The sequence below is a fragment of the Rugosimonospora acidiphila genome (assembly GCF_039543385.1).
GTDB lineage: Bacteria > Actinomycetota > Actinomycetes > Mycobacteriales > Micromonosporaceae > Rugosimonospora > Rugosimonospora acidiphila.
Map to the genome: position 1 here is coordinate 348,226 of NZ_BAABJQ010000007.1, position 19,277 is coordinate 367,502.

Annotated in this window: 12 protein-coding genes; 8 read left to right on the forward strand and 4 right to left on the reverse strand. The window is 70.1% G+C overall.

The genetic code is table 11. The features are described 5' to 3' along the window. The first annotated feature begins 72 nt into the window (after positions 1-72). The 3 genes from ABEA87_RS15510 (at position 73) to ABEA87_RS15520 (ending at position 1,627) form a co-directional block, all read left to right on the forward strand. Positions 73-540 (forward strand): hypothetical protein, encoded by a 468-nt coding sequence (locus ABEA87_RS15510; RefSeq protein WP_345630129.1) that lies wholly within the window; start codon positions 73-75, stop codon positions 538-540. After that, the gene (locus tag ABEA87_RS15515; RefSeq protein ID WP_345630131.1) at positions 533-856 is read left to right on the forward strand and encodes a hypothetical protein; all 324 of its coding nucleotides are present in this window, start codon (positions 533-535) and stop codon (positions 854-856) included. The genes ABEA87_RS15510 and ABEA87_RS15515 overlap by 8 nt, the downstream gene beginning before the upstream one ends. 147 nt (positions 857-1,003) lie before the next feature. After that, on the forward strand, positions 1,004-1,627 hold the full coding sequence (locus tag ABEA87_RS15520) for a hypothetical protein (RefSeq protein WP_345630133.1): 624 nt from the start codon (positions 1,004-1,006) through the stop codon (positions 1,625-1,627). Between the two features lie 147 nt (positions 1,628-1,774). On the opposite strand, the gene pulA is transcribed toward ABEA87_RS15520, so the two are convergent. From pulA to ABEA87_RS15540, 4 genes are all read right to left on the reverse strand, one after another. After that, on the reverse strand, positions 1,775-5,131 hold the full coding sequence (gene pulA / locus ABEA87_RS15525; RefSeq protein WP_345630135.1) for a pullulanase-type alpha-1,6-glucosidase: 3,357 nt from the start codon (positions 5,129-5,131) through the stop codon (positions 1,775-1,777). Positions 5,132-5,174: 43 nt separating this feature from the next. Then, positions 5,175-6,944 (reverse strand): glycoside hydrolase family 13 protein, encoded by a 1,770-nt coding sequence (locus tag ABEA87_RS15530; protein WP_345630137.1) that lies wholly within the window; start codon positions 6,942-6,944, stop codon positions 5,175-5,177. 274 nt (positions 6,945-7,218) lie between these two features. Next, positions 7,219-8,286, reverse strand: coding sequence for a LacI family DNA-binding transcriptional regulator (locus ABEA87_RS15535; protein ID WP_345630138.1), 1,068 nt, complete (start codon positions 8,284-8,286; stop codon positions 7,219-7,221). A 107-nt stretch (positions 8,287-8,393) separates the two neighbouring features. Next, positions 8,394-9,539: a lactonase family protein gene (locus ABEA87_RS15540; protein WP_345630139.1), complete on the reverse strand. Its 1,146-nt coding sequence runs from the start codon at positions 9,537-9,539 to the stop codon at positions 8,394-8,396. 615 nt (positions 9,540-10,154) lie between these two features. Here ABEA87_RS15540 and ABEA87_RS15545 point away from each other — a divergent pair. The 5 genes from ABEA87_RS15545 (at position 10,155) to ABEA87_RS15565 (ending at position 19,254) form a co-directional block, all read left to right on the forward strand. Next, positions 10,155-11,288 carry an acyl-CoA dehydrogenase family protein gene (locus ABEA87_RS15545; protein WP_345630141.1) on the forward strand — a complete coding sequence of 378 codons (1,134 nt, stop codon included), beginning with the start codon at positions 10,155-10,157 and terminating at the stop codon, positions 11,286-11,288. Continuing rightward, positions 11,285-12,133, forward strand: coding sequence for a phosphate/phosphite/phosphonate ABC transporter substrate-binding protein (locus ABEA87_RS15550; protein ID WP_345630143.1), 849 nt, complete (start codon positions 11,285-11,287; stop codon positions 12,131-12,133). The genes ABEA87_RS15545 and ABEA87_RS15550 overlap by 4 nt, the downstream gene beginning before the upstream one ends. Before the next feature lie 13 nt (positions 12,134-12,146). Then, on the forward strand, positions 12,147-13,349 hold the full coding sequence (locus ABEA87_RS15555; protein WP_345630145.1) for a ferritin-like domain-containing protein: 1,203 nt from the start codon (positions 12,147-12,149) through the stop codon (positions 13,347-13,349). A 185-nt stretch (positions 13,350-13,534) separates the two neighbouring features. Next, positions 13,535-15,592, forward strand: a complete 2,058-nt coding sequence (locus ABEA87_RS15560) for an alkaline phosphatase family protein (RefSeq protein WP_345630147.1) — start codon at positions 13,535-13,537, stop codon at positions 15,590-15,592. An 11-nt stretch (positions 15,593-15,603) separates the two neighbouring features. Then, the gene (locus ABEA87_RS15565) at positions 15,604-19,254 is read left to right on the forward strand and encodes an InlB B-repeat-containing protein (protein WP_345630149.1); all 3,651 of its coding nucleotides are present in this window, start codon (positions 15,604-15,606) and stop codon (positions 19,252-19,254) included. Positions 19,255-19,277: the final 23 nt, after the last annotated feature.

The following is a 19,277-nucleotide window of genomic DNA, read 5'->3' on the forward strand; positions in this document are numbered from 1 at the left end:
ATGGAGCCACGGCGCCGCCCGTCGCGCATCGCTGGAGCCGGATCGATTCCTGGTTGAAGCCGGGAGGTTGTCGTGAAGTTCGTGCGTCTAGTGTCGGGCCGTAATCCCTATCAGGTGGCCCTCATGGCCGCCGCGCCGGTCATCGGCGGCGTCTTGTTGGCTGCGCATGCCCAGCCACCCTCGGTGAACATCGCCATGCCCGTGCCGGTGCGCACCGCCTGGCTCGTCCTGCTGATCCTGGCCGGCGTCCTCGGCCTGACGGGCGTGTTCTGGCCGACGAACAGGCTGGAGGTGGGCCTGTCCATCGAGGCCGCGGGCGCGCTGGTGCTGGGCTGCTCGGTGAGCATGTACGCCGTGGCGGTGCTCGCCCGCGTGGGAATCAACGGTACGACGACCGCCGGATTCACGGTGGCCGTCGCGGGTGGTTCCTGGTGGCGCCTGGCGCAGATCTGGGCAGATCTCCGCACGCTCGACAGTGTGATGCGGGCGCTGAATCCTCCGGTTCCCGCGGACCTGGATGAAGGTGATCCTCATGAGTAGTGGCTGGATTCAGGTACTCACCTCCACGCTGTCGGTGGTGGGTGCTGGTGGCGGTCTGGGGGCCGTGGCCACCGCGATCGTGCGCCGCCGGGCCACCAACGCCGAAGCCGCGGACGTCATCACCGACACCGCACTCGTGCTGGTCGAGCCCTTGAAGCAGCGGATCCGGGACCTCGAGAACGAGGTCCGCGAACTACAGCGGACCGTCAAAGTCGCTTTGGCGGAGTTGGGCAGGCTACGGATGGCGATGCTCGACCCAGCGGCGAACCTGGAGGATCTGCGTGCACTGGCGGACGAGGCGCGTGGACTCGACTGACGGAGCCAGGCCCGCGGCCTCGGTTCGCTGCGCAGTCAGGCCGCGCAGACCCGACCTCGATGCCAGCAGCACCGGCGTTTCGCTGGTTGGTGAAAAACGGAGGCGCCGAGGCGGGTCAAACGCGACGCGAAAAGCGATGATTGCCGAATGGCCGACCAGGCTCCCCCCGTCCAACCGGCCGCGGACACGTCGCAGAGACAGACCATCGCTCGGATCGTCGAGGCCTGCGCGGCCGACGCCTCGACCGAGCTGGAATTCATCCGTGCGCTGGACTCCGCCGATCTGGCCGTAAGGCCGTACTGGGATGAGAACAGGCGCCAGGTCGCCGGCTACGATGTCGCGCTCGGCCGGTCCGATCTCCATCCCTGGCGGGACTACGTCATCGATCGGGATCTCTCCGCCGAAGTGGCCCTCTCCCGGCTACGTGAACGATGGCCCCCGACCCCGGCTACCAAGCAGGCCCGCGCCGAGATCGCCGACGCGTGGCTGTCCGTCATTGCCCCGTTCCTGGTTCCCCCAGGGCAGGAGGGGCTGTACACCCAGCACCGATGGCGCTGGCTCGTCGTCGGTCTCACCAGCTGGATCCTGCCCACCCTGGTGTTCCTGCTCGTACCCGCGCTCACCCCCGGTGCCACCGGCACCGGGAGGCTGATCGCCGGGCTGAGCTGCGGTGGCCTGTTGGGGCTCGGGCTCGGGCTCGGGTTCCTGGCCGCCGATCGCTCTTCCGTGGAGATCGACCAGAACGGCGACCCCCTCGAATCCTCACCCTGACCGGCGGCGTGGGTGGCCACCCGGGGATGAGCGCGGGCGACCGAGACGAGCCCGCCGCAGCCGCTCCGCTGACCGGCGGTGGCCGGCCCATCCAGCGGTGAGGATGGGCCGGCCACGTCGCGGAGACCGATACTGAGCAAGGGTCCGTTACTGCTGGACGAACACCGCCACCGTGTAGGGCGGGACCGTGAAGGTACCGGTGGCGGCGGCGTAGCTGGACCGCTTCACCGTCTGGTCGGTGCCGTCACGCTGGATCGGGTCGAGCAGCTGATGAGCGCCGGCAAGAGCGCTCAGGGTCTGGTGCTGCGCGGTGGGGGTGGCGTTGTAGATCACGGTTACGGACCGGTAGGTGTTCAGGCCGTGCCCGTCCAGGTGCTCGGTGATGACCCCCGGCACCTCGCCGTCGGTGCCCGACAACGGGAAGGTGACCCGCTGCTGGACCTCCTGCTCGGTGCGCAGCGAGAACAGCGGGCTGGACCGTTTGATCCGCAGGAACTGCTGGTACTGGTCGGCGGTGCTGGTGATGGTCGAGCATCCGGGTACCAGGTCCGGGTTGGCGAGCAGCGGGGCGGCGTAGGGCCACTGGCTGGAGTTGCTGGATGCCAGTGGCAGCCCGCGACCGAAGCCGTTGCCCGTGGCGCAGTTCCAGTGGATGGCGTTGAACCAGCTGCCGCTGTCGTACGAGTTGCCGTCCATGGACTTCGAACGCAGCAGGTCGCTGCCGGCCTGGACGAAGCCGGGGGCTTCGGACAGGGCGGTGGTGGCCAGCGCCAGCGCCTGCGACCGTCCGCGGTCGGCCATCGAGGTGGCGGCCGGAAGCTTGTAGGTGAGGGTGTCGTAGAGGCTGAGGTTGTCGTGAGCGTCGACGTAGGTGATGGCCTCACCCGGGGCGTCCGTGTAGCCGGCCGGGGCGCCGTTGTAGTCGAGGTCCGCGCCCGTGACGAGGGTTCCGGTGCTGTCGCGGAAGCGGTAGTCCTTGAGGTTGCCGGTCAGCCCGAGCTGGACGAGGTCCATCTCGTGCAGGAGATCGGCCTTCTGCTGGTCGGCGCCGCCGTTCATGGAGTCGCCGTTCGGGTTGGTGAACAGGCCGCTGGCGAAGCCCTGAACACCCGGGTCGGTGTCGAAGGGGCTGCCGCCGCGTACCGCGTCGCGTAGCCGGTCGTTGAAGGTGGCGATGCCGGTACCGGCCATGTTGGCCTGGGTGGCCTGGACGAACCGGGAGTCACCGGTGACGGTCCCGAAGTCCCAGCCCTCGCCGTAGAGGAACATGTCCTTGCCGTCCACGTCGTCGCGCTGGGGGGTGAGCTGGGCCAGGGACGCCTTGACGTCCAGCATGGTCTGCTTGGGGTCCAGGCCCATGAGGTCGAAGCGGAACCCATCGACGTGGTACTGCTTCGCCCAGGTGGTGACCGAGTCGACGATGAGCTTGTTCATCATCGCGTGTTCGGGCGCGGTATCGGCGCAGCAGCTGTCGGTGGTGACGGCGCCGTTGGTCGACAGGCGCTGGTAGTAGCCGGGGACGATCTGGTCGAGCACGGAGTCGGGATCCTCACCGGAGGCCGCGGTGTGGTTGTAGACCACGTCGAGCACGACCCGCAGCCCGGCGTCGTGGATCGCCTGAACCATCTGCCGGAACTGGGTGGTGCGCGCCGCGCCGTCGGGTCGGGTGGCGTAGGAGCCCTCGGGCACCGTGTAGTGCAGCGGGTTGTAGCCCCAGTTGTAGCCGTCGGTCGCCTGGGACTGGGCGACGCAGGCCTGCTGCTGGTCTGAGTCGGCGGGAAGGCTAGCCAGGTCGCAGGGCGGCTGCGCCTGGTCGGCCCGATCCTCCGGTACGCCGGCGAAGTCGAACGCGGGCAGCAGATGGACCGTGGTGGCACCGGCGGCGGCCAGCGCGCGCAGGTGCGCCATGCCGGCCGAACCGGCGTCGGTGAAGGCCAGATAGGTGCCGCGCTGGGCGGCCGGAACCGTGGCGTCCTCGTCGGAGAAGTCGCCGATGTGCAGCTCCTGGATCTCCTGCTGGGAAGCGGGAAGAGCCGGAAGCGGCCGGGCCTTCGACCAGTCCCGAGGGGCCAGGTCGGCGTCGTCGAGGTTGACGAGCTGGCTGCGCGTGGAGTCGGTGGAGACGGCCAGGGAGTAGGGATCGGTGACGCTGTTGGTGACGACCTTCAGCTCGGTGGGCGCGAACACCGTGACCCGGTACCGGTAGAACTCGCGGTTCCACGTTTTGTCTCCGGTCACCGACCAGACGCCGGTGGCGCTGTCGCGCCGCATGGGCACCAGCTTCGGGGTGTTACTGGTGGAGCTGGCGTACAACTCCAGCGACACGGCCTGGGCGGTGGGTGCCCACAGGGACAGGGCGGGCCGGCCGCCGTGGAAGACCGGTCCGAGGTCGGCGTGTGCCGCCTTGCCGGCGTAGAGGGCATCCAGGACACCGGGGATCTGCACGCCGGTGGCGCCGGTCAGGTTGCCGTTGCCGTCCAGCGCGGCGACGGCGACCTGACCGCGCAGCAGGTCGGCGGCCTTCGCCGCCCAGTGCGCGGGGATCCGCAGCACCCCGAGGCCGGCCAGGTAGGGGTACTTGGTCCGCAGCGCGGGAGGCATGCCGGCCGGGTCGTAGCGCAGCGGGATGACGGTGCCACCGGTGATTCCGGTGGCCCCGGCGGTGAGGCCACCATTGGGCGCGGCGGCGAGCTGGTAGGTGTGTGCGACGGGGTCGCTGCCGAGGCTCCAGGCGATGAGGTCGGGCGCGAGCCACTGCGCCTGCTCGGTCCGCAGGTTGGGCGGTGCCTGGCCGGCCCGGACGGTCAGCGTGTGGCTGGCGGCGTCGAAGCTGAAGGTGGTCGAGGCACCGTTGGTGGCCACCGTGAAGGGGATGTTCGCCCCTCCGGCCGTGCCACCCGCACCGTAGTTGACGTCCCAGGACATGCCGAGGGTCGCCTTGACCTGGTAGTCGCCGGCCGGTAGGGCGGTGGTGGTGAAGGTGTAGACGCCGTCGCCGTCCGGGTCCTCCAGCCACGAGCGCAGGCAGTCCGGTGACCAGTCGGCCGGGCAGCCCAGCTCGTCCTGGAAGTCACCGACGGCGGTCGCGATGGGCGCGGCGACGCTATCGGTGATCCAGTGGGTCGCGGCGTCGTACCGGAAGGTCACGCTGGCACCGCCGGCCGGGACGGTCAGCGGGATGTTGTCGCCGCCCGCGACGGCGTGCAGGCCATAGTTGACATCCCAGCTCTTGTTGAGGGCGGCCTTGTACGAGTAGGAGCCGGCCGGCAGGTCGACGGTGAGTTCCCAGACGCCGTCGACGGCGCGCGGCCCCAGCTGGGCCTGGTCGCAGTCGGGTGCCCAGTCGCCGGCGCAGCCGAGTTCGCTGTCGAAGTCGCCGGCCACCGCGACCGCGTCGGGCTGGTCACCGGTGGCGGCGGTGGCGGTGCCGGTGAAGCCGAGGGGTACGAGCAGCAGCAGCGCGCCAACCGCGAGCCAGCCGACGCGCCGTAATCTCGATGACATGTCCGGGCCTTCCTTTCGGGACAGGAACGGGTGCCTGCGATCGTTACCGGGTCGGTTGGTGGGGTGGCTGGACGGGCAGCCACCGGACGGTGGTGTCGGCGGGCAGCCACCAGACGGTGGTGTCGGCGGGCAGGAGTACCTCGGCCGCGTCGTCCACCGGAAGCTCATCGAGGCGGCCACTGGACAGCAGCGGCAGTCCGGGGCGGCGGATCCGGACGGGTGCGTCGCTCATGTTGACGGTGCAGCAGAACGCCGGCACACCGGCCACGGACCGTTGGAAGGCGAGGACGCCGGCAGCGGCATCGCACCACTCCAGGTTGTCGGCGGCGCCCAGCGCCGGATGCTCCCGGCGCAACGCCAGGGCGCGGCGGTAGAGATTCAGGGTGGAGTGCGCGTCGGCCTCCTGCGCGGCGACGCTGAGCGCGGCCCAGCCCTGCGGCTGCGGCAGCCAACTGGGCCCGCCGGCCGGGCCGAAGCCGTAGGGCGGCCGGTCCCCGCCCCAGGGGAGGGGTACGCGGCAGCCGTCGCGGTACCCGTCCTGCCCGAGGACGCGGAAGAAGGCCGGATCCTTGCGGCACTCGGCGGGCAGGTCGATGACCTCCGGCAGCCCGAGTTCCTCGCCCTGGTACAGGTAGGCGGAGCCGGGCAGGGCGAGCATCAGCAGCGACGCGGCGCGGGCCCGGCGCAGCCCCGCGACGGCGTCGACCGGCTGGGCTCGGCGTCCGGCGGCCTCGCCGCCGCCCGCCTGCAGGAGCCGGGTGGCGTGCCGCACGACGTCGTGATTGGACAGCACCCACGTCGCCGGCGCTCCGACGGTGCGCATGGTCTGCAGGGACTCGTCAATCACTCGCCGCTGCGCGGCGGGTTCCCAGCCGACCGTGAGGTAGGCGAAGTTGAACGCCTGATGCAACTCGTTGAGGCGGACGTAGTTGCTGAGCCGGCGTAGCGTCGGCACCCACGCCTCGGCGACACCGATCCGGTCGCCGGGGTACTCGTCGAGGATGTGTCGCCACTGCCGGTAGATGTCGTGGACATCGTTCTGGTCGAAGTACGGCGTGGCGCCGACGTCGGACGGGGGCAGTTGGGCGGCATCCGCGAGGTTGGGCAGCCCGGGCGCCTTGACCAGGCCGTGCGCGACGTCGACCCGGAACCCGTCGACGCCGCGATCCAGCCAGAACCGCAGGATGGTGCGGAACTCGTCGATCACGGCCGGGTTGTCCCAGTTGAAGTCGGGCTGCTCGGGCGCGAAGAGATGCAGGTACCACTCTCCCGGCGTGCCGTCGGGGTTGTCGACGCGGGTCCAGGCGGGACCGCCGAACAGCGACTGCCAATCGTTGGGCGGCGATTCCCCGTGTTCGCCCTGCCCGGGGCGGAAGTGGTAACGGTCGCGCCACGGTGATCCGGGGCCGCCGGCGATCGCCCGCGCGAACCAGTCATGCTGGTCGGAGGAGTGGTTGGGGACAAGGTCGACGATGACCCGCATCCCGAATCGGTGCGCGTCGCGGATGACCGCCTCGGCGTCCGCCAGGGTTCCGAACACGGGGTCGACCGCGCGGTAGTCGGCCACGTCGTAACCGGCGTCGGCCTGCGGCGAGACGTAGAAGGGAGACAGCCAGATCGCGTCCACGCCGAGGGCGTGCAGGTAGGGCAGGCGGCTGAGCACACCCGGCAGGTCGCCGATGCCGTCGCCGTTGGCGTCGGCGAAGCTGCGCGGATAGATCTGGTAGATCACCGCCTCCCGCCACCAGGGCGTCGGCGCGGCCGGATCTGACTTGACGGTGCGAACGCGTTCATCGGTCAGCTGATCAGTCATGGAACCCTTCACACAGGCGGGGCGGCGGTCGGGGTCGGTTGCCGACCCTGACGCGGCGGTCACGCTTCCCACTCGGCCGTGAGCAGTCCGACGCGGGTCGCGCCTCGAACGTCGGTGCCTCGATGCGGTGGTGCCTGGATGCGGTGGTGCCTGGATGCGGTCGTGCTCGAACAGTGGCGGGCGATATTGATCAACGCCGACCATATCAGGTTACTAACACGAGTTAGTTAACGTTCCGATAACCGCGCTCCGGCGTCACGGAGTCGCTGTCGGGTCAGTGGCCCGGCGCGGGACCGCTCGAATCGCGCACGATCAGTGAGGTACTGAGCAGCTGATGCGGGTGCTGGTCCTCGCCCCGGATCGCCGAGATCAGGAAGTCGGCCGCCGTGCGGCCCTTCGTCGCGATCGCCTGCCGCACCGTTGTCAGCCGCGGCCGCAGCCACGCCGACTCGGTCAGGTCGTCGAAGCCGGTCACCGACACCTGTCCCGGCACGTCCACGCCCAACTCGTGCAGCGCGTCCATGGCTCCGAACGCCAGGATGTCCGACAGCGCGACGATCGCCGTCAGCGCGGTGTCCGCCAGCAGCGCCCTGGTCGCCCGGTACCCGTCCGTCCGGGTCGCCGGCACCTCGGCCAGCGCCACGTCGGCCATTGTCATCCCGGCCTGGGCCAGCGCGTCCACGATTCCCGCCAGCCGCCGCCCCAGCGGCCCCCGGTAGCCGCGGACCGCCTTCTCCGGCCCCGGGTCGATCGACAACACCGCCAACCGGCGATGCCCCAGCTCCAGCAGGTGCCGCACCACCTCCCGCGCCCCACCCCGGTCGTCGACACCGATGCTCGGCACGTTCTCCTGCGGATCGCTGTCCACCAGCACGAAGGGGACCCTGCGACGCTCCAACTCGGAGACCTCGCCCTGGTCGATCTCCAGGCCGCACACGATGAATCCGTCGACCGCCGCGTACGGTATCGCCTTCAGCATCGACTCCCGCAGCGGCGGCGTCAGCAACAGCGTGAACCCCTCCTGGTCGCACACCTGCCCAGCGCCCATCAGAAACCGCGCGTAGTAAGGGTTCTCCATGATCTTCGCCAGGCTCTGCGGGAGCAGGACACCGAGAGACTGGGTCTGTCCGGCCTGCAACATTCGCGCGAGGGTGTTCGGCACGTAGCCAATCTCGTGCGCCGCGGCCAGGATGCGGTCCCGCGTCGCGGTGGAGATCCGGTGCGGGCTGTTGAACGCGAACGACACCGCCGACCGGGACACCCCCGCCGCGGCGGCCACGTCGCTGGAGGTCGGCTTGACCTTCGCCGCGCCAGCCTCTCGCCTACCAGACCTCGCCGGCATCTGCTTGAAATCCCGCCTCCAGCGAACAATCTGACCATGGTAACGCCCGGGACCGTGGCACGAGTCCCGGTCGGGAGCCCGACCGGGACCGCGCGCGTCGCAACGTCTCAGGAGGCGGCGATGCCCTCCATGCCGTTGCCGTTGGCGAACTGAGGCAGCCCGGTCGCGGTGGTGACCAGCTTCAGCGACCCGTCGCCGTTGACCTTGTAGCCCTGGACATTGCCGGCGGCGGCGTTCTGGACGTAGAGGAAGCCGCCGCTGGTGGTCATGTCGATGGAGCCGCCGTGCGTGTTCGCGGCGACGGGGTTGGCCAGCACCAGGTCGCCGTTCGTGCCGATGGTGTAGGAGCTGATGGTGGAGCTTCCGGCGTTGGCGACGAAGATGAAGCTGCCGACCCGCTGGATCCAGCAGGTGGCCTGCTGGCCGTTGGGAACCGACGGACCGATCTGGGTGAGCGTGCCGTCGCCGGACAGCTGGAAGCGGGTGACCGCGTTGGCGGTGGTCTCGGCGACCAGTAGCTTGCCGCGCTTGTCGAAGGTGAAGCCGAACGGCCCGCCCTCGTCGGTGTTGGCGACCGGGCGGTTGCCCAACTGGCCGTCGGGGCCGATGGCGAAGGAGCCGATGAGGTTGACGGTCTTCGTGCTGACCAGCAGGAAGTGGCCGCCGGGGCTGATGCCGACCTGAGCCGGGGCGGTGCCGAAGGCCGGCGGGTTGGCGTTTCGCAGGCCGAGCGACCGGTTGGCCCCGTTGATCAGGGACAGCTGACCGTCGTGGAGCTGATACCCCTGCACCGCGCCGGCGCCGCCGGCGTTGAGGACGTAGACCAGATCGTCGCGCACCGTGATGCTCACCGGCAGCAGGCCGCCGGACCAGACCACCTGCAGTCGCGTGAGCCGGTCGCCGTCGACCCGGAACAGGGTGACGGTGTTGCTGCCGGCGTTGACCGCGAACAGGTAGTCGTCGTGGAAGATCAGCGAGCCCTGGGAGGCGAGCGCGTCGACGGGCGGGCCAACGGTGGCCCCGCCGAGCCCGCCGGTCTGGTACTCGCCGGCGAGCTTCAGGCCGCCGTTCTTTTTCCGGTCGAAGACGAGCACGGTGTTGCCCAGCGACTTGTTGGTCTGCACGAACACGGCGTGTTTACCGTCGTGGTGGTCCGTCGCGGTGGGCGCGTCGGCGGAGGCGGTGCTGGACGCGATCAAGCCACCGGTGAGACCCGCGACCAGGAGTGCGCTGACGATCCTCGATGAGCGCATGAAGTACCCTTCTGTCCGACTAAGTCCAAAGCGAGAATATTTCGCTTAATGTGAGGGTAAGCGGCTTAGGACGGTGGTCGGGATGTTTGCCGTCAACTGGCGGATACCGTCCGGATAGCTACTGATGCGATGACTGGGCGTGCCCGGGCGCGCCTCGACGCTCAGCGCCCAGGATCACCGGAATCGGCGCCAGGGCGAATGCCCGACGCGTATGTCACCGTTCGCCGCGTCTGCCGTTGCGTTCTGGCTCGGCTTCCGACGACTCAGCCGGGTTTGGCGATGGCGGACAGCCGCGGCGACCTGGTCGCCGGCGCCATGGTCCGGAGTGATCCGAACGCCTCCCTCTTCGCTAGGATTTCCGACCCGCTGACCCTTGTCGACAATGGCGAAGAGGTCCTCTCCGACGGGTAGGCGCGGGCGGGACGCGAACTACCATCAGGTCTTGCCGGGGCGACCCCAATCACGCGCGGCGGGGAACGCGGGCCATCGCCGAATTGGCCACGCCCCGGGCCAGGCGAAGATTATCGTCGGCCTCGCCTGCGGGCAGAACCGTCCCGCTCAAGGCTTCGCCGGCCGCGACGGACGGCACCGATTCGCGGTGGTGAGGAGAGCATTGTGGCCAACGAACACCTGTCGCGGCTCGAGGCGGTCATCGCCGATGTCGTCGCCCCGACGGCGGCCATGCTGGACCGCGAAGGCACGTTCCCGCGCAAGGCCGTCGACGCGCTCGGCGCGGCCGGCATTCTGGGCCTCACCAGTCAGGAACGGCCGGGCGGTGCCGGTGCTGGCATGCGCGACGCCGTCGCGGTGATCGAACGGCTGAGCCAGGCGTGTGGGTCCACGGCCATGGTGGTGCTCATGCACTACGCGGCGGTGCCGATCATCGTGGCGCACGGTCCCCAGGAGGTGCGCGCCGCGATCGCCGATGGCCGGCACCTGACCACTCTCGCCTTTTCGGAGGCCGGCTCGCGCAGCCACTTCTGGGCCCCGATGAGCACCGCTGCCCCCGGCGGGGCTGAGGGTGTGCGCCTGGACGCCCACAAGAGTTGGGTCACCTCGGCCGGTGAGGCGGACAGCTACGTGTGGTCGAGCCGACCGCTGCGCGCCGACGCGGGCAGCACGTTGTGGCTCGTGCGCTCGGATGCCCCGGGACTCGCGGTGGCGGGTGCCTTCGACGGGCTCGGGCTGCGCGGGAACGCGTCCCGACCCGTTCGCGCCGAGCACGTCGAGGTGCCGGTCTCGGCCATGCTCGGTCCGGACGGTTCGGGTCTGGATCTCTCGATGCAGCTGGTCCTGCCCTGGTTCCTGGTGCTCAGCGCGGCGTTCAGCCTGGGCCTGATGCGCGGCACGGTTCGTGAGGCGGTCGCGCACCTGACCGGTACCCGGTTGGAGCACCTGAACCAGACGTTGGCCGAGCAGCCGCTGGTGCGGTATGACATCGGGCGCATGCAGATGCAGATGGACCAGACGGCGGCACTGATCGAGCACACGCTCTCGGGTCTGGAGAACGGCGCCGACAATGCGCTCCTGCGGGTTCTGGAGGTGAAGGCCGCGGCGGCGGAGTCGGCCATCGCGGTCACCGACCTGGCCATGAAGGCGTGTGGTGGAGCCGCGTTCCGGCGTGAGCTCGGGATCGAACGACGCTTCCGTGACGCCCGTGCCGCGCGGGTGATGGCGCCCACCACGGATCGGCTGGTGGACTTCGTCGGCCGGGCCGTGTGCGGGATGCCGCTGCTGGACGCGGTATGACAACCGAAAGCCTGCTCCTGGGCGCGGTCGCGTACGACCCGAAGGTGGTGACCATCTGGACCGGGTTCCGCGACTGGCTGCGCGAGCACGGTCTGCCCTTCGACTACGTGCTGTACTCGAACTACGAGCGGCAGGTCGAGGACCTGGTCGCCGGTCGGATTCAGGTGGCGTGGAACTCACCGCTGGCCTGGGTGCGCGCCCGGCGGCTGGCGGCCGCGGCGGGCCGCACCGTGCGGGCTGTCCTGATGCGGGACACCGACCGGGACTTGACCTCGGTGGTCGTGGTGCGTGCCGATTCCGGGATCGGGCAGGTGTCCGGACTGGACGGTCGAGTGGTCGGTACCGGTGCCGTCGACTCGCCGCAGGGCACCCTGATCCCGCTGGCGCAGCTGGCCGGGCTCGGCGTGAAGGTGAACGTGCGCCGCTTCGATGTCGGCGTCGGCCTGCACGGTGATCACATCGGCGGCGAGCGGGACGCCGTCCGGGCGCTGCTCGCGGGCGAGGTGGACGCGGCAGCCATGCTCGACGGGAGCCACCTGACGTTCACCCGGGAGGGCCTGCTGCCGAGCGGGAGCACCCGGGTACTCGCGCAGACCGAGCCGTACGACCACTGCAACATGTCGGCGGTGGATTTGGCGCCGTCCGCACTGGTCGACCGGTTCGAGGCGTTGCTGCGGGGGATGTCGTACGACGACGCCGCGGTGCGGCCCCCGCTCGATCTGGAGGGCCTGACTCGCTGGGTGAGCGGTCGCACCGACGGCTATCGCGCCCTGGAGGCCGCGGTTGAGCTGTTCGGCTTCTACGGCCCGGCCGGCGAGCCGGCGATGCCGGACTATTCACCGTGACGGACCGTCGACGGTGACCGGGCACCGCGTCGATCTGGCCGGGTTGGGCCTCGACCGCGGTGGTCACCTCCTGCTGCGCCGAGCCCTCGCGCCGCTGCCGCGTGGGGCACGCCTTTCGGTGTACGGGTACGACCCCGCGTTGCGGGTGCACCTGCCGGCATGGTGCCGCACCGAGGGGCACCGGCTTGAGCCGGCCGAACCGACCTCGGCACGGGGACCGGTCGCGATCGTCGTGCGGGGCGAGGGGCGCGACGGGCAGTGGGCCGGCGCGAGCCGGGCCGGGTCGAGCCGGCGCGGCGAGGTGGAGAAGGCTCCGCCGGCCCGCTGGGGTCTGGCTGCCCGGGGCGCCCGACTGGAGGAGGGCGGCCCCGAGCCGTACTTCGACCTGGACGACCGCGACCTGGTGTGGTCGAAGGTGGCGCCGCGGCTGTACGCGCACGCCGCCGCGCGGCAGTGGGATCCGGGGACCGCGGTCGACTGGGACGAGCCGTTCGAGTTACCGCCGGACGTCGAGGCCGCGGTGGTCCAGGTGATGACGTATCTGGTGGAGAACGAACAGGCCGCGCTCGTCGTTCCGGCCCGCTTCCTGGGCCGCATCCACCCACACTTCCGCGAGGTGGTGCAACTGCTCGCGGTGCAGGTCGCGGACGAGGCACGGCACCTGGAGGTGTTCACGCGACGCGCCCTGTTGCGTGGCGAGACCCTGGGTAGCTCCTCGGTCGGCGGTCGAGCGTCCCTGTTCACAGTGCTCGAGGAGTCCGACTTCGCGCTCTCGTCGTTCCTGCTGTCCGTCCTCGGCGAGGGGAGCTTCGTCAACCTGCTCGACTTTCTCGTGACGCACGCGCCAGATCCGGTGACTCGGAGGATCGCGTGGCTGGCCATGCAGGACGAGCGCCGGCACGTCCTGTTCGGGGTGTCGCACCTCGCCGAGCAGTCCGCTGTCGACCCGCGGCTGCGCGACCGGCTCCGCGCGGCCATCGAACGCCGTAGCGACGCGCTGCGGGACACCGCCGGCCTCAACGCCGACGTGTTCGACGCGCTCCTGCTGTTGTCCGCCGGTTCGTGGCGGCCGGAGGCCATCGAGGCCGGCTACGCCCACGTGCAGCGGCTGCGACACGCGATGGATGAGGGACGGCGCCGCCGGCTCGAACGCCTCGGCTTTCCCGCCGACGAGGCCGCCGAGCTGTCCGCGTTGCACACCCAGAATTTCATGTGACGACGCGCTCGAATTCGAGCCCGGGTGGTCGGCGTAACGAGCAGTTACCGATCTTGACCGGCGCTCGCCGATCGAGCGGCACCGCTGCGACGCGCGGCGTTCATCTGCCGACGAGATCGTGATTGGCGCCCTTCACCGGCTATGGGCGAACGTCCGCGATGCGCCAGTCAACCGAGGTGTGCCTGATGACTAACGAGTCTGAGTCCGTGCGGGGTGGGACCGGTGGGGGAGTTCCTCGTCGCCGTTTCCTGCAGGCGGCCGGTCTTGCCACCGGCGCGGTGGCGGCCGTTGGCGGTGTGGCCAGCGCGGCCAGCGCGGCCGGCGGCGGCAAGGCGCCCGGCAAGGGCGGCAGCGCGAAGTACGTGCTGCCCGAGGGCTACGCCGGCACGCTGGCCGACCTGAAGCACGTGGTGATCCTCATGCAGGAGAACCGCTCGTTCGACCACTACCTCGGCCAGTTGCCGGGGGTGCGCGGGCACAAGGACAAACAGGCGCTGAAGTTCCAGGACGGCACCGACGTCTTTTCGCAGCGCGCCGCGGACGGCACCATCGTGCTGCCGTACGCCGCCACCTCGAACTGGGGCGACGACCACAGCTTCTACGGCGCCAACGGCGGCCGGTGGAACACGTGGGTTCCGGACAAGGGCTCGAACTGCATGGGCTACTACGACCCGTCGTACATGCCCTTCTACTACTCCATGGCCGCGCAGTACACGGTGTGCGACCAGAATTTCTGCGCCGAGCACGGCCCCACGGACCCGAACCGCAAATACTTCTGGAGCGGTAGCGCCAACCGGGAGACCGAGAACTCCGACGAGAGCAACTACAGCCGGACCTGGCTGACCGTTCCCGAGCAGCTGCAGCAGGTCGGCATCGATTGGCGGCTCTACTCGGACAACAGCGGCAACGGGCGGGCGGGCTACCTCAGCTCCAACATCGGTGACTACGGCGACAACGAGCTGAAGTACTTCAAGGCGTACGACCCGAACGGGTTGAGTGCCGACGATCCCAGGCTCGCACCCGGCACCGGGTTGATCTGGCGGGCCAACGCGACCTACTACGCGGGCTCCACCACACCCAACGACTCCTCCGACGCGAACCTCAACGCGGTGCTGCGTGACTTCATCGCGGCCTGCCAGCCGGGGGCGCAGTACCCGCTGCCGGCGGTGTCGTGGCTCGTCGCGCCCTACGCGTGGTCCGAGCACCCGAGCGCCGACACGGAGCACGGCGAGCGTTACGTGCAGAAGGTGATTGACACCCTGCAGGGCAACCCGGATATCTGGAATCACACCCTGTTCATCATCACCTACGACGAGAACGACGGGAAGTTCGACCACGTGCTGCCGCCGCGCCCGGAGCCGGGCACGGCGAACGAGTTTTCCGGCTCCACCCCGCTGGGTCTCGGCCCGCGGGTGCCGATGATGCTGGTGTCGCCGTGGAGCCGTGGCGGGTACGTCGCCTCGGAGGTGTTCGACCACACGTCGGTCACCAAGTTCCTGGAGACCTGGGCGGCCTACCTCGGCAAGCCGTTCGTCTGCCCGAACATCACGCCGTGGCGGCGTTCGATCGTCGGGGATCTGACCAGTGCGCTCGACTTCGCCCACCCGCGGCTGGGCCCGGTCGACCTCGCCGACCCGGACACCGGCACGCCACCGCCCCTGTCGGCGGACAACATGAAGCGCCGCACCAGTTCCTTCCACGGGCACGCCACCCTGGTCGAGGACCGGATCGGCGGGACCGTGACCGCGAGGATGACGCTTGCCGGTGGCCCGGCCGGCAAGGCATTGAGCATGCAGGTGTTCCCCGACAAGTACCAGGCGTTCTCGAACACGCCGTTCACGGTCACCGCGGCGAACCCGCGCCAGTACGTCTGGGACGTGAAGAACACCGACGGCAGGTACGCCTTCTCCATCTACGGCAACGACGGATTCGTGCGCTCGTTCGCCGGGCAGGTCGTTCCCGCCGGGCAGAAGGACACCGGCATCCCGCGGGTGGACGTGGACCTCGTGGCGGGCTCGGACGCGCGGGTCAAGATCACGTTGCGCAACGACGGCACGCACCCGGTTCGGTACATGCTGACCGCCAACGACTACCTCGGTGGGGTCCAGGTCTTCCACGTCACCGGGGGCAAGTCCGAGGTGGTCACGTGGCCGACCGAAGAGGGCTACTACGACGTCGTCATCACCGCTGACACCGGCACCGGCTGGACCCAGCGCTACGCCGGCCGCGTCGCAACGGCCTGAGAGGCACGGACATGCGCATCCTGAAAAACCCGCGCCTGGTCGTCCTGGCCGTCGCCGCGGCGCTGATCGCCTCGCTGTCGCTGGTCTCGACCTCGGTGACTCCCGCGACCGCGGGCGACACCGGCACCCCGGCGCTGGCCACCACCACGACCGCCATCACGGCGGGGACGACCGTGACGTTCTCCTACTCGACGCCGCCGGACCAGCTCAGCACGTCGAACTGGATCGGCTGGTACCAGCAGGGTCAGGCGCCGGGCAGCGTGGGCTCGACGATCTGGAAATACACCCAGACCAACACCACGAGCTACCCGCCGGCCGGCTCCGCGCCGGTGGCCACCGGCACCGTGACGTTCAGCACCAGCGGACTGAGCGGCACCTACAACGTCTACCTGCTCTACAACGACGGGTACACGGTCATCGGGTCACCCATCACGATGCAGGTGCTGCCCGCCCCCGACGTCCTGAACGTGGACTTCGCCGACGGCACACCCACCGATCACGCGCAGAACCTCGCCGCGACGGCGCTCGGCACGCCGACGATCGCGAACGATCCGGCCCTCGGCAAGCGGGTCGCCACGTTCAACGGTGCCAACAGCGCCTACCAGTACGACTTCTCCGGCCAGTACGGCAAGCTGACCAACGGGCTGTCGGTCGAGTGCCAGTTCCGCTGGAACGGCGCGTCCATCCCGACCGGCACCAGCGGCTGGCCGTCGATCTGCTCGGCCGAGCAGAGCGGGGGAGTGGGCCTGATGCTCTACGACGGCCAACTGTCCGGCAACCTCGACGTGGGCGGCTACAAGTACACCTACGCCCCGATCGTGCCGGGCCAGTGGTACGACGCGTTCGTCACCTGGGACAAGTCGAACATCCGCCTGTACGTCAACGGCCAGCTGATCCAGACCACCGCCGCCGCCGGTAGCCTCACGCTGCCCGCCTCGGTGTCGCAGAGGTGGACGTTGGGCGCCGACGTCAACGCGAGCGGCGGCATCGAGCAGCCGGCGCCGATAAGCCTCGGCGCGTCACGGGTCTGGGACACGGCGCTGTCGGCCGCGCAGATCGTGGGGCTCTCGACGCAACCCGTCACCGTGACCACGTCCGGCAAGGGGACCGCCGCCGCGTCGTCGAGCATCGCCTCGCCCGGCCAGACGGTCACGCTGAACGCGCAGCCCGCGACCGGCTACCACCTCGTCGGGTGGCAGGTGACCGCGCCGGCCGACGGCAGCGTGACGGTGGCCGCGGACGGTACGTTCACGATGGGTACGACGCCGGTGTCGGTGTGGGCGCAGTTCGCGCCGAACACGTACACCGTCCGCTACGACGGCAACGGCGGGACGGGTCAGCTCGCGGACTCCACGCTGACGTTTGACCAGGACGCCACCCTGAGGCCGGACGCGTTCAGCCGGGACGGCTACCGCTTCGCCGGATGGGCGACCACCCCGAACGGCGCACCGGTCTACGGCGACGGAGCGCAGGTATCGAACCTCACCGCCACCGACGGCGGCACCGTGACGCTCTACGCCGCCTGGCTGCCCACCGGCGCCCACCTGCTGCGCGTCGGCCAGGCCGAGCACGGCACCGTCGCTTCGGCCGACCTCTGGTGGGCCACGACGGGCACCCCGGTCACCCTGACCGCCACGCCCGACGCCGGCTACCACTTCACCGGCTGGCAGGTGACCGACCCGTCCGACGGCAGCGTCACGGTGGCTCCGGACGGCACGTTCACCATGCCCGACCGCGACGTGGCGCTGACGGCTACCTTCGCCGCCAACACTTACACGGTGCGGTACGACGGCAACGGCGCGGACGACGGCACCATGGCCGGCACGCCGTTCACCTACGACCAGGCCCAGGCGCTGGCCCCGAACGCCTTCGCCCGTGACGGCTACGCGCTCGCCGGATGGAGCGCCACCCCGACCGGCCCGGCCGCCTACACCGATCAGCAGACCGTCGACAACCTCACCGCGGTCGACGGCGGCGCCGTCACCGTGTACGCGGTGTGGCAGCGGCTCCAGGTGGCCGCGGGCTCCTGGGCGAGCCTGCCGGGCGGGTTCGTGACCGACACCTTCCACCTGCCGGCCGTGACGGTCACCGGCGCGGTCAGCCAGCCACTACTGGGCCTGTGGAACGGGGCCAGGCCGACCACCTTCACCAAGGTCTCCGGGGACGGCTGGCTCACCGTGGCCGCCGACGGCACGGTCACCGGCACCGCGCCGGGGACGGTACCGCAGCACGACGGCGAGATCACGGTGTCGGCGACGAACGGGGCGACGACCTCGCGGATCCTCGTCGAGGTACCCGTCGAGGCGCTGCACGCCTCGCCGCAGTTCACGTCCGCGTCGTGGAACGCGTGGTCGGACGGCGCCCAGGTGACCGACGCGGTCGGCAAGAACCTCGCGGTCATCGCCGCGCGGGGCATCGACGTGGTCGGCTTCCAGGACGGCGGCTACGCGATGGCGCGCGACGTCGCGGCGGCCCTCGGCTGGCAGGTCCACGGCAACGGTGACCTCGGCATCGTCTCCGCCCACCAGTTCACGTCCACGAAGACGGTGTTCCCGACCGGCTCGGTGCCCGCCGCCGCGGTCACCATCAACGTGGGCGGCAACCCGGTGCGGATATGGGACGTTCACCTCGACGAGTCGGACTACGGCCCCTACAACGCCTGCTTCGATGGGGTGACCGACCAGGTTGCCCTGATCGCGGACGAAAAGGCCACCACCCGGTACGCCCAGGCACAGGCCGTGGCGCAGGCCGTGAAGGCGGACATCAGGGGCAAGACGCCGGTCGTGATGCTCGGCGACCTGGCCTCCCCGTCGAGCGCCGACTGGATCACCGCCGTGGCGGCCTCGCACTGCGGCGTCCGCACCGTCAACTGGCCGGTCCCGGACGTGTTCACCCAGGCCGGGCTCCTCGACTCGTTCCGCAAGGCCAATCCCCACCCGGCCACCGACCCCGGTGACACCTGGTCGCCGGTGGTCACCACCAACGGCAACGGCAAGCCGGAGCCGCACGACCGCGTCGACTATGTCGACTACACCACCTCCGGCGGCCTGAAGCTCGTGGAGTCGGACACCCTGTCGGTCGGCTGGCCCTCGGCCACCAACGTCGCCGGCAATTCGTGGGCCAGCGACCACGCCGCGGTCGTCACCACGTTCCGCGCCAACGGAAAGAACACCGGCGCGGCGGCGCAACCGGCGCCCACGGTCAAGGTGGCCCATGACACGGTCGCCTACCAGGTCAACAAGGGCCCGGCCAACGACGCCGCGTTTCTGAAGCGCGCCGGCGCCTCGGCCACCCCGGGCAACTCCACCCTCGCCGTCGACCTGGGCGACGTCGACTTCGTCACCCCGGGCTGGTACACCGCGCTGGTCACCGCCACCAGGAAGGGCGCGACCTCCGACCCGGTCGCGGTGACGGTGCGGGTCGCCCCCGTGCCGGGGCTGACGCTCGGGAGCGCGACGGCGACGTTCCACGCCGGCGACACCATCGACAAGGCGACGGTACTGACACGTTTGGAACCTGTCCTGGACGTGAACGGCGCGGTGGACGTGAACCTGTCGAAGATGAAGAAGTCGGTCCCCGGCAGCTACCCGGTGACCGTGACCGCCACCGACGCGTGGGGCTTCACCGTCACCCAGTCCGCGAAGGTCCTCGTCACGACGTGATTCGTAAGAATATTGGCCGGAAC

Bases quoted from the DNA above. Each gene is read 5' to 3' on its own strand.
- ABEA87_RS15530 (WP_345630137.1), bottom strand. From the start codon at position 6,944: ATGACTGATCAGCTGACCGATGAACGCGTTCGCACCGTCAAGTCAGAT.
- ABEA87_RS15535 (WP_345630138.1), bottom strand. From the start codon at position 8,286: ATGCCGGCGAGGTCTGGTAGGCGAGAGGCTGGCGCGGCGAAGGTCAAG.
- ABEA87_RS15550 (WP_345630143.1), top strand. From the start codon at position 11,285: ATGACAACCGAAAGCCTGCTCCTGGGCGCGGTCGCGTACGACCCGAAG.
- ABEA87_RS15565 (WP_345630149.1), top strand. From the start codon at position 15,604: ATGCGCATCCTGAAAAACCCGCGCCTGGTCGTCCTGGCCGTCGCCGCG.
- pulA (WP_345630135.1), bottom strand. From the start codon at position 5,131: ATGTCATCGAGATTACGGCGCGTCGGCTGGCTCGCGGTTGGCGCGCTG.
- ABEA87_RS15515 (WP_345630131.1), top strand. From the start codon at position 533: ATGAGTAGTGGCTGGATTCAGGTACTCACCTCCACGCTGTCGGTGGTG.
- ABEA87_RS15560 (WP_345630147.1), top strand. From the start codon at position 13,535: ATGACTAACGAGTCTGAGTCCGTGCGGGGTGGGACCGGTGGGGGAGTT.
- ABEA87_RS15520 (WP_345630133.1), top strand. From the start codon at position 1,004: ATGGCCGACCAGGCTCCCCCCGTCCAACCGGCCGCGGACACGTCGCAG.
- ABEA87_RS15540 (WP_345630139.1), bottom strand. From the start codon at position 9,539: ATGCGCTCATCGAGGATCGTCAGCGCACTCCTGGTCGCGGGTCTCACC.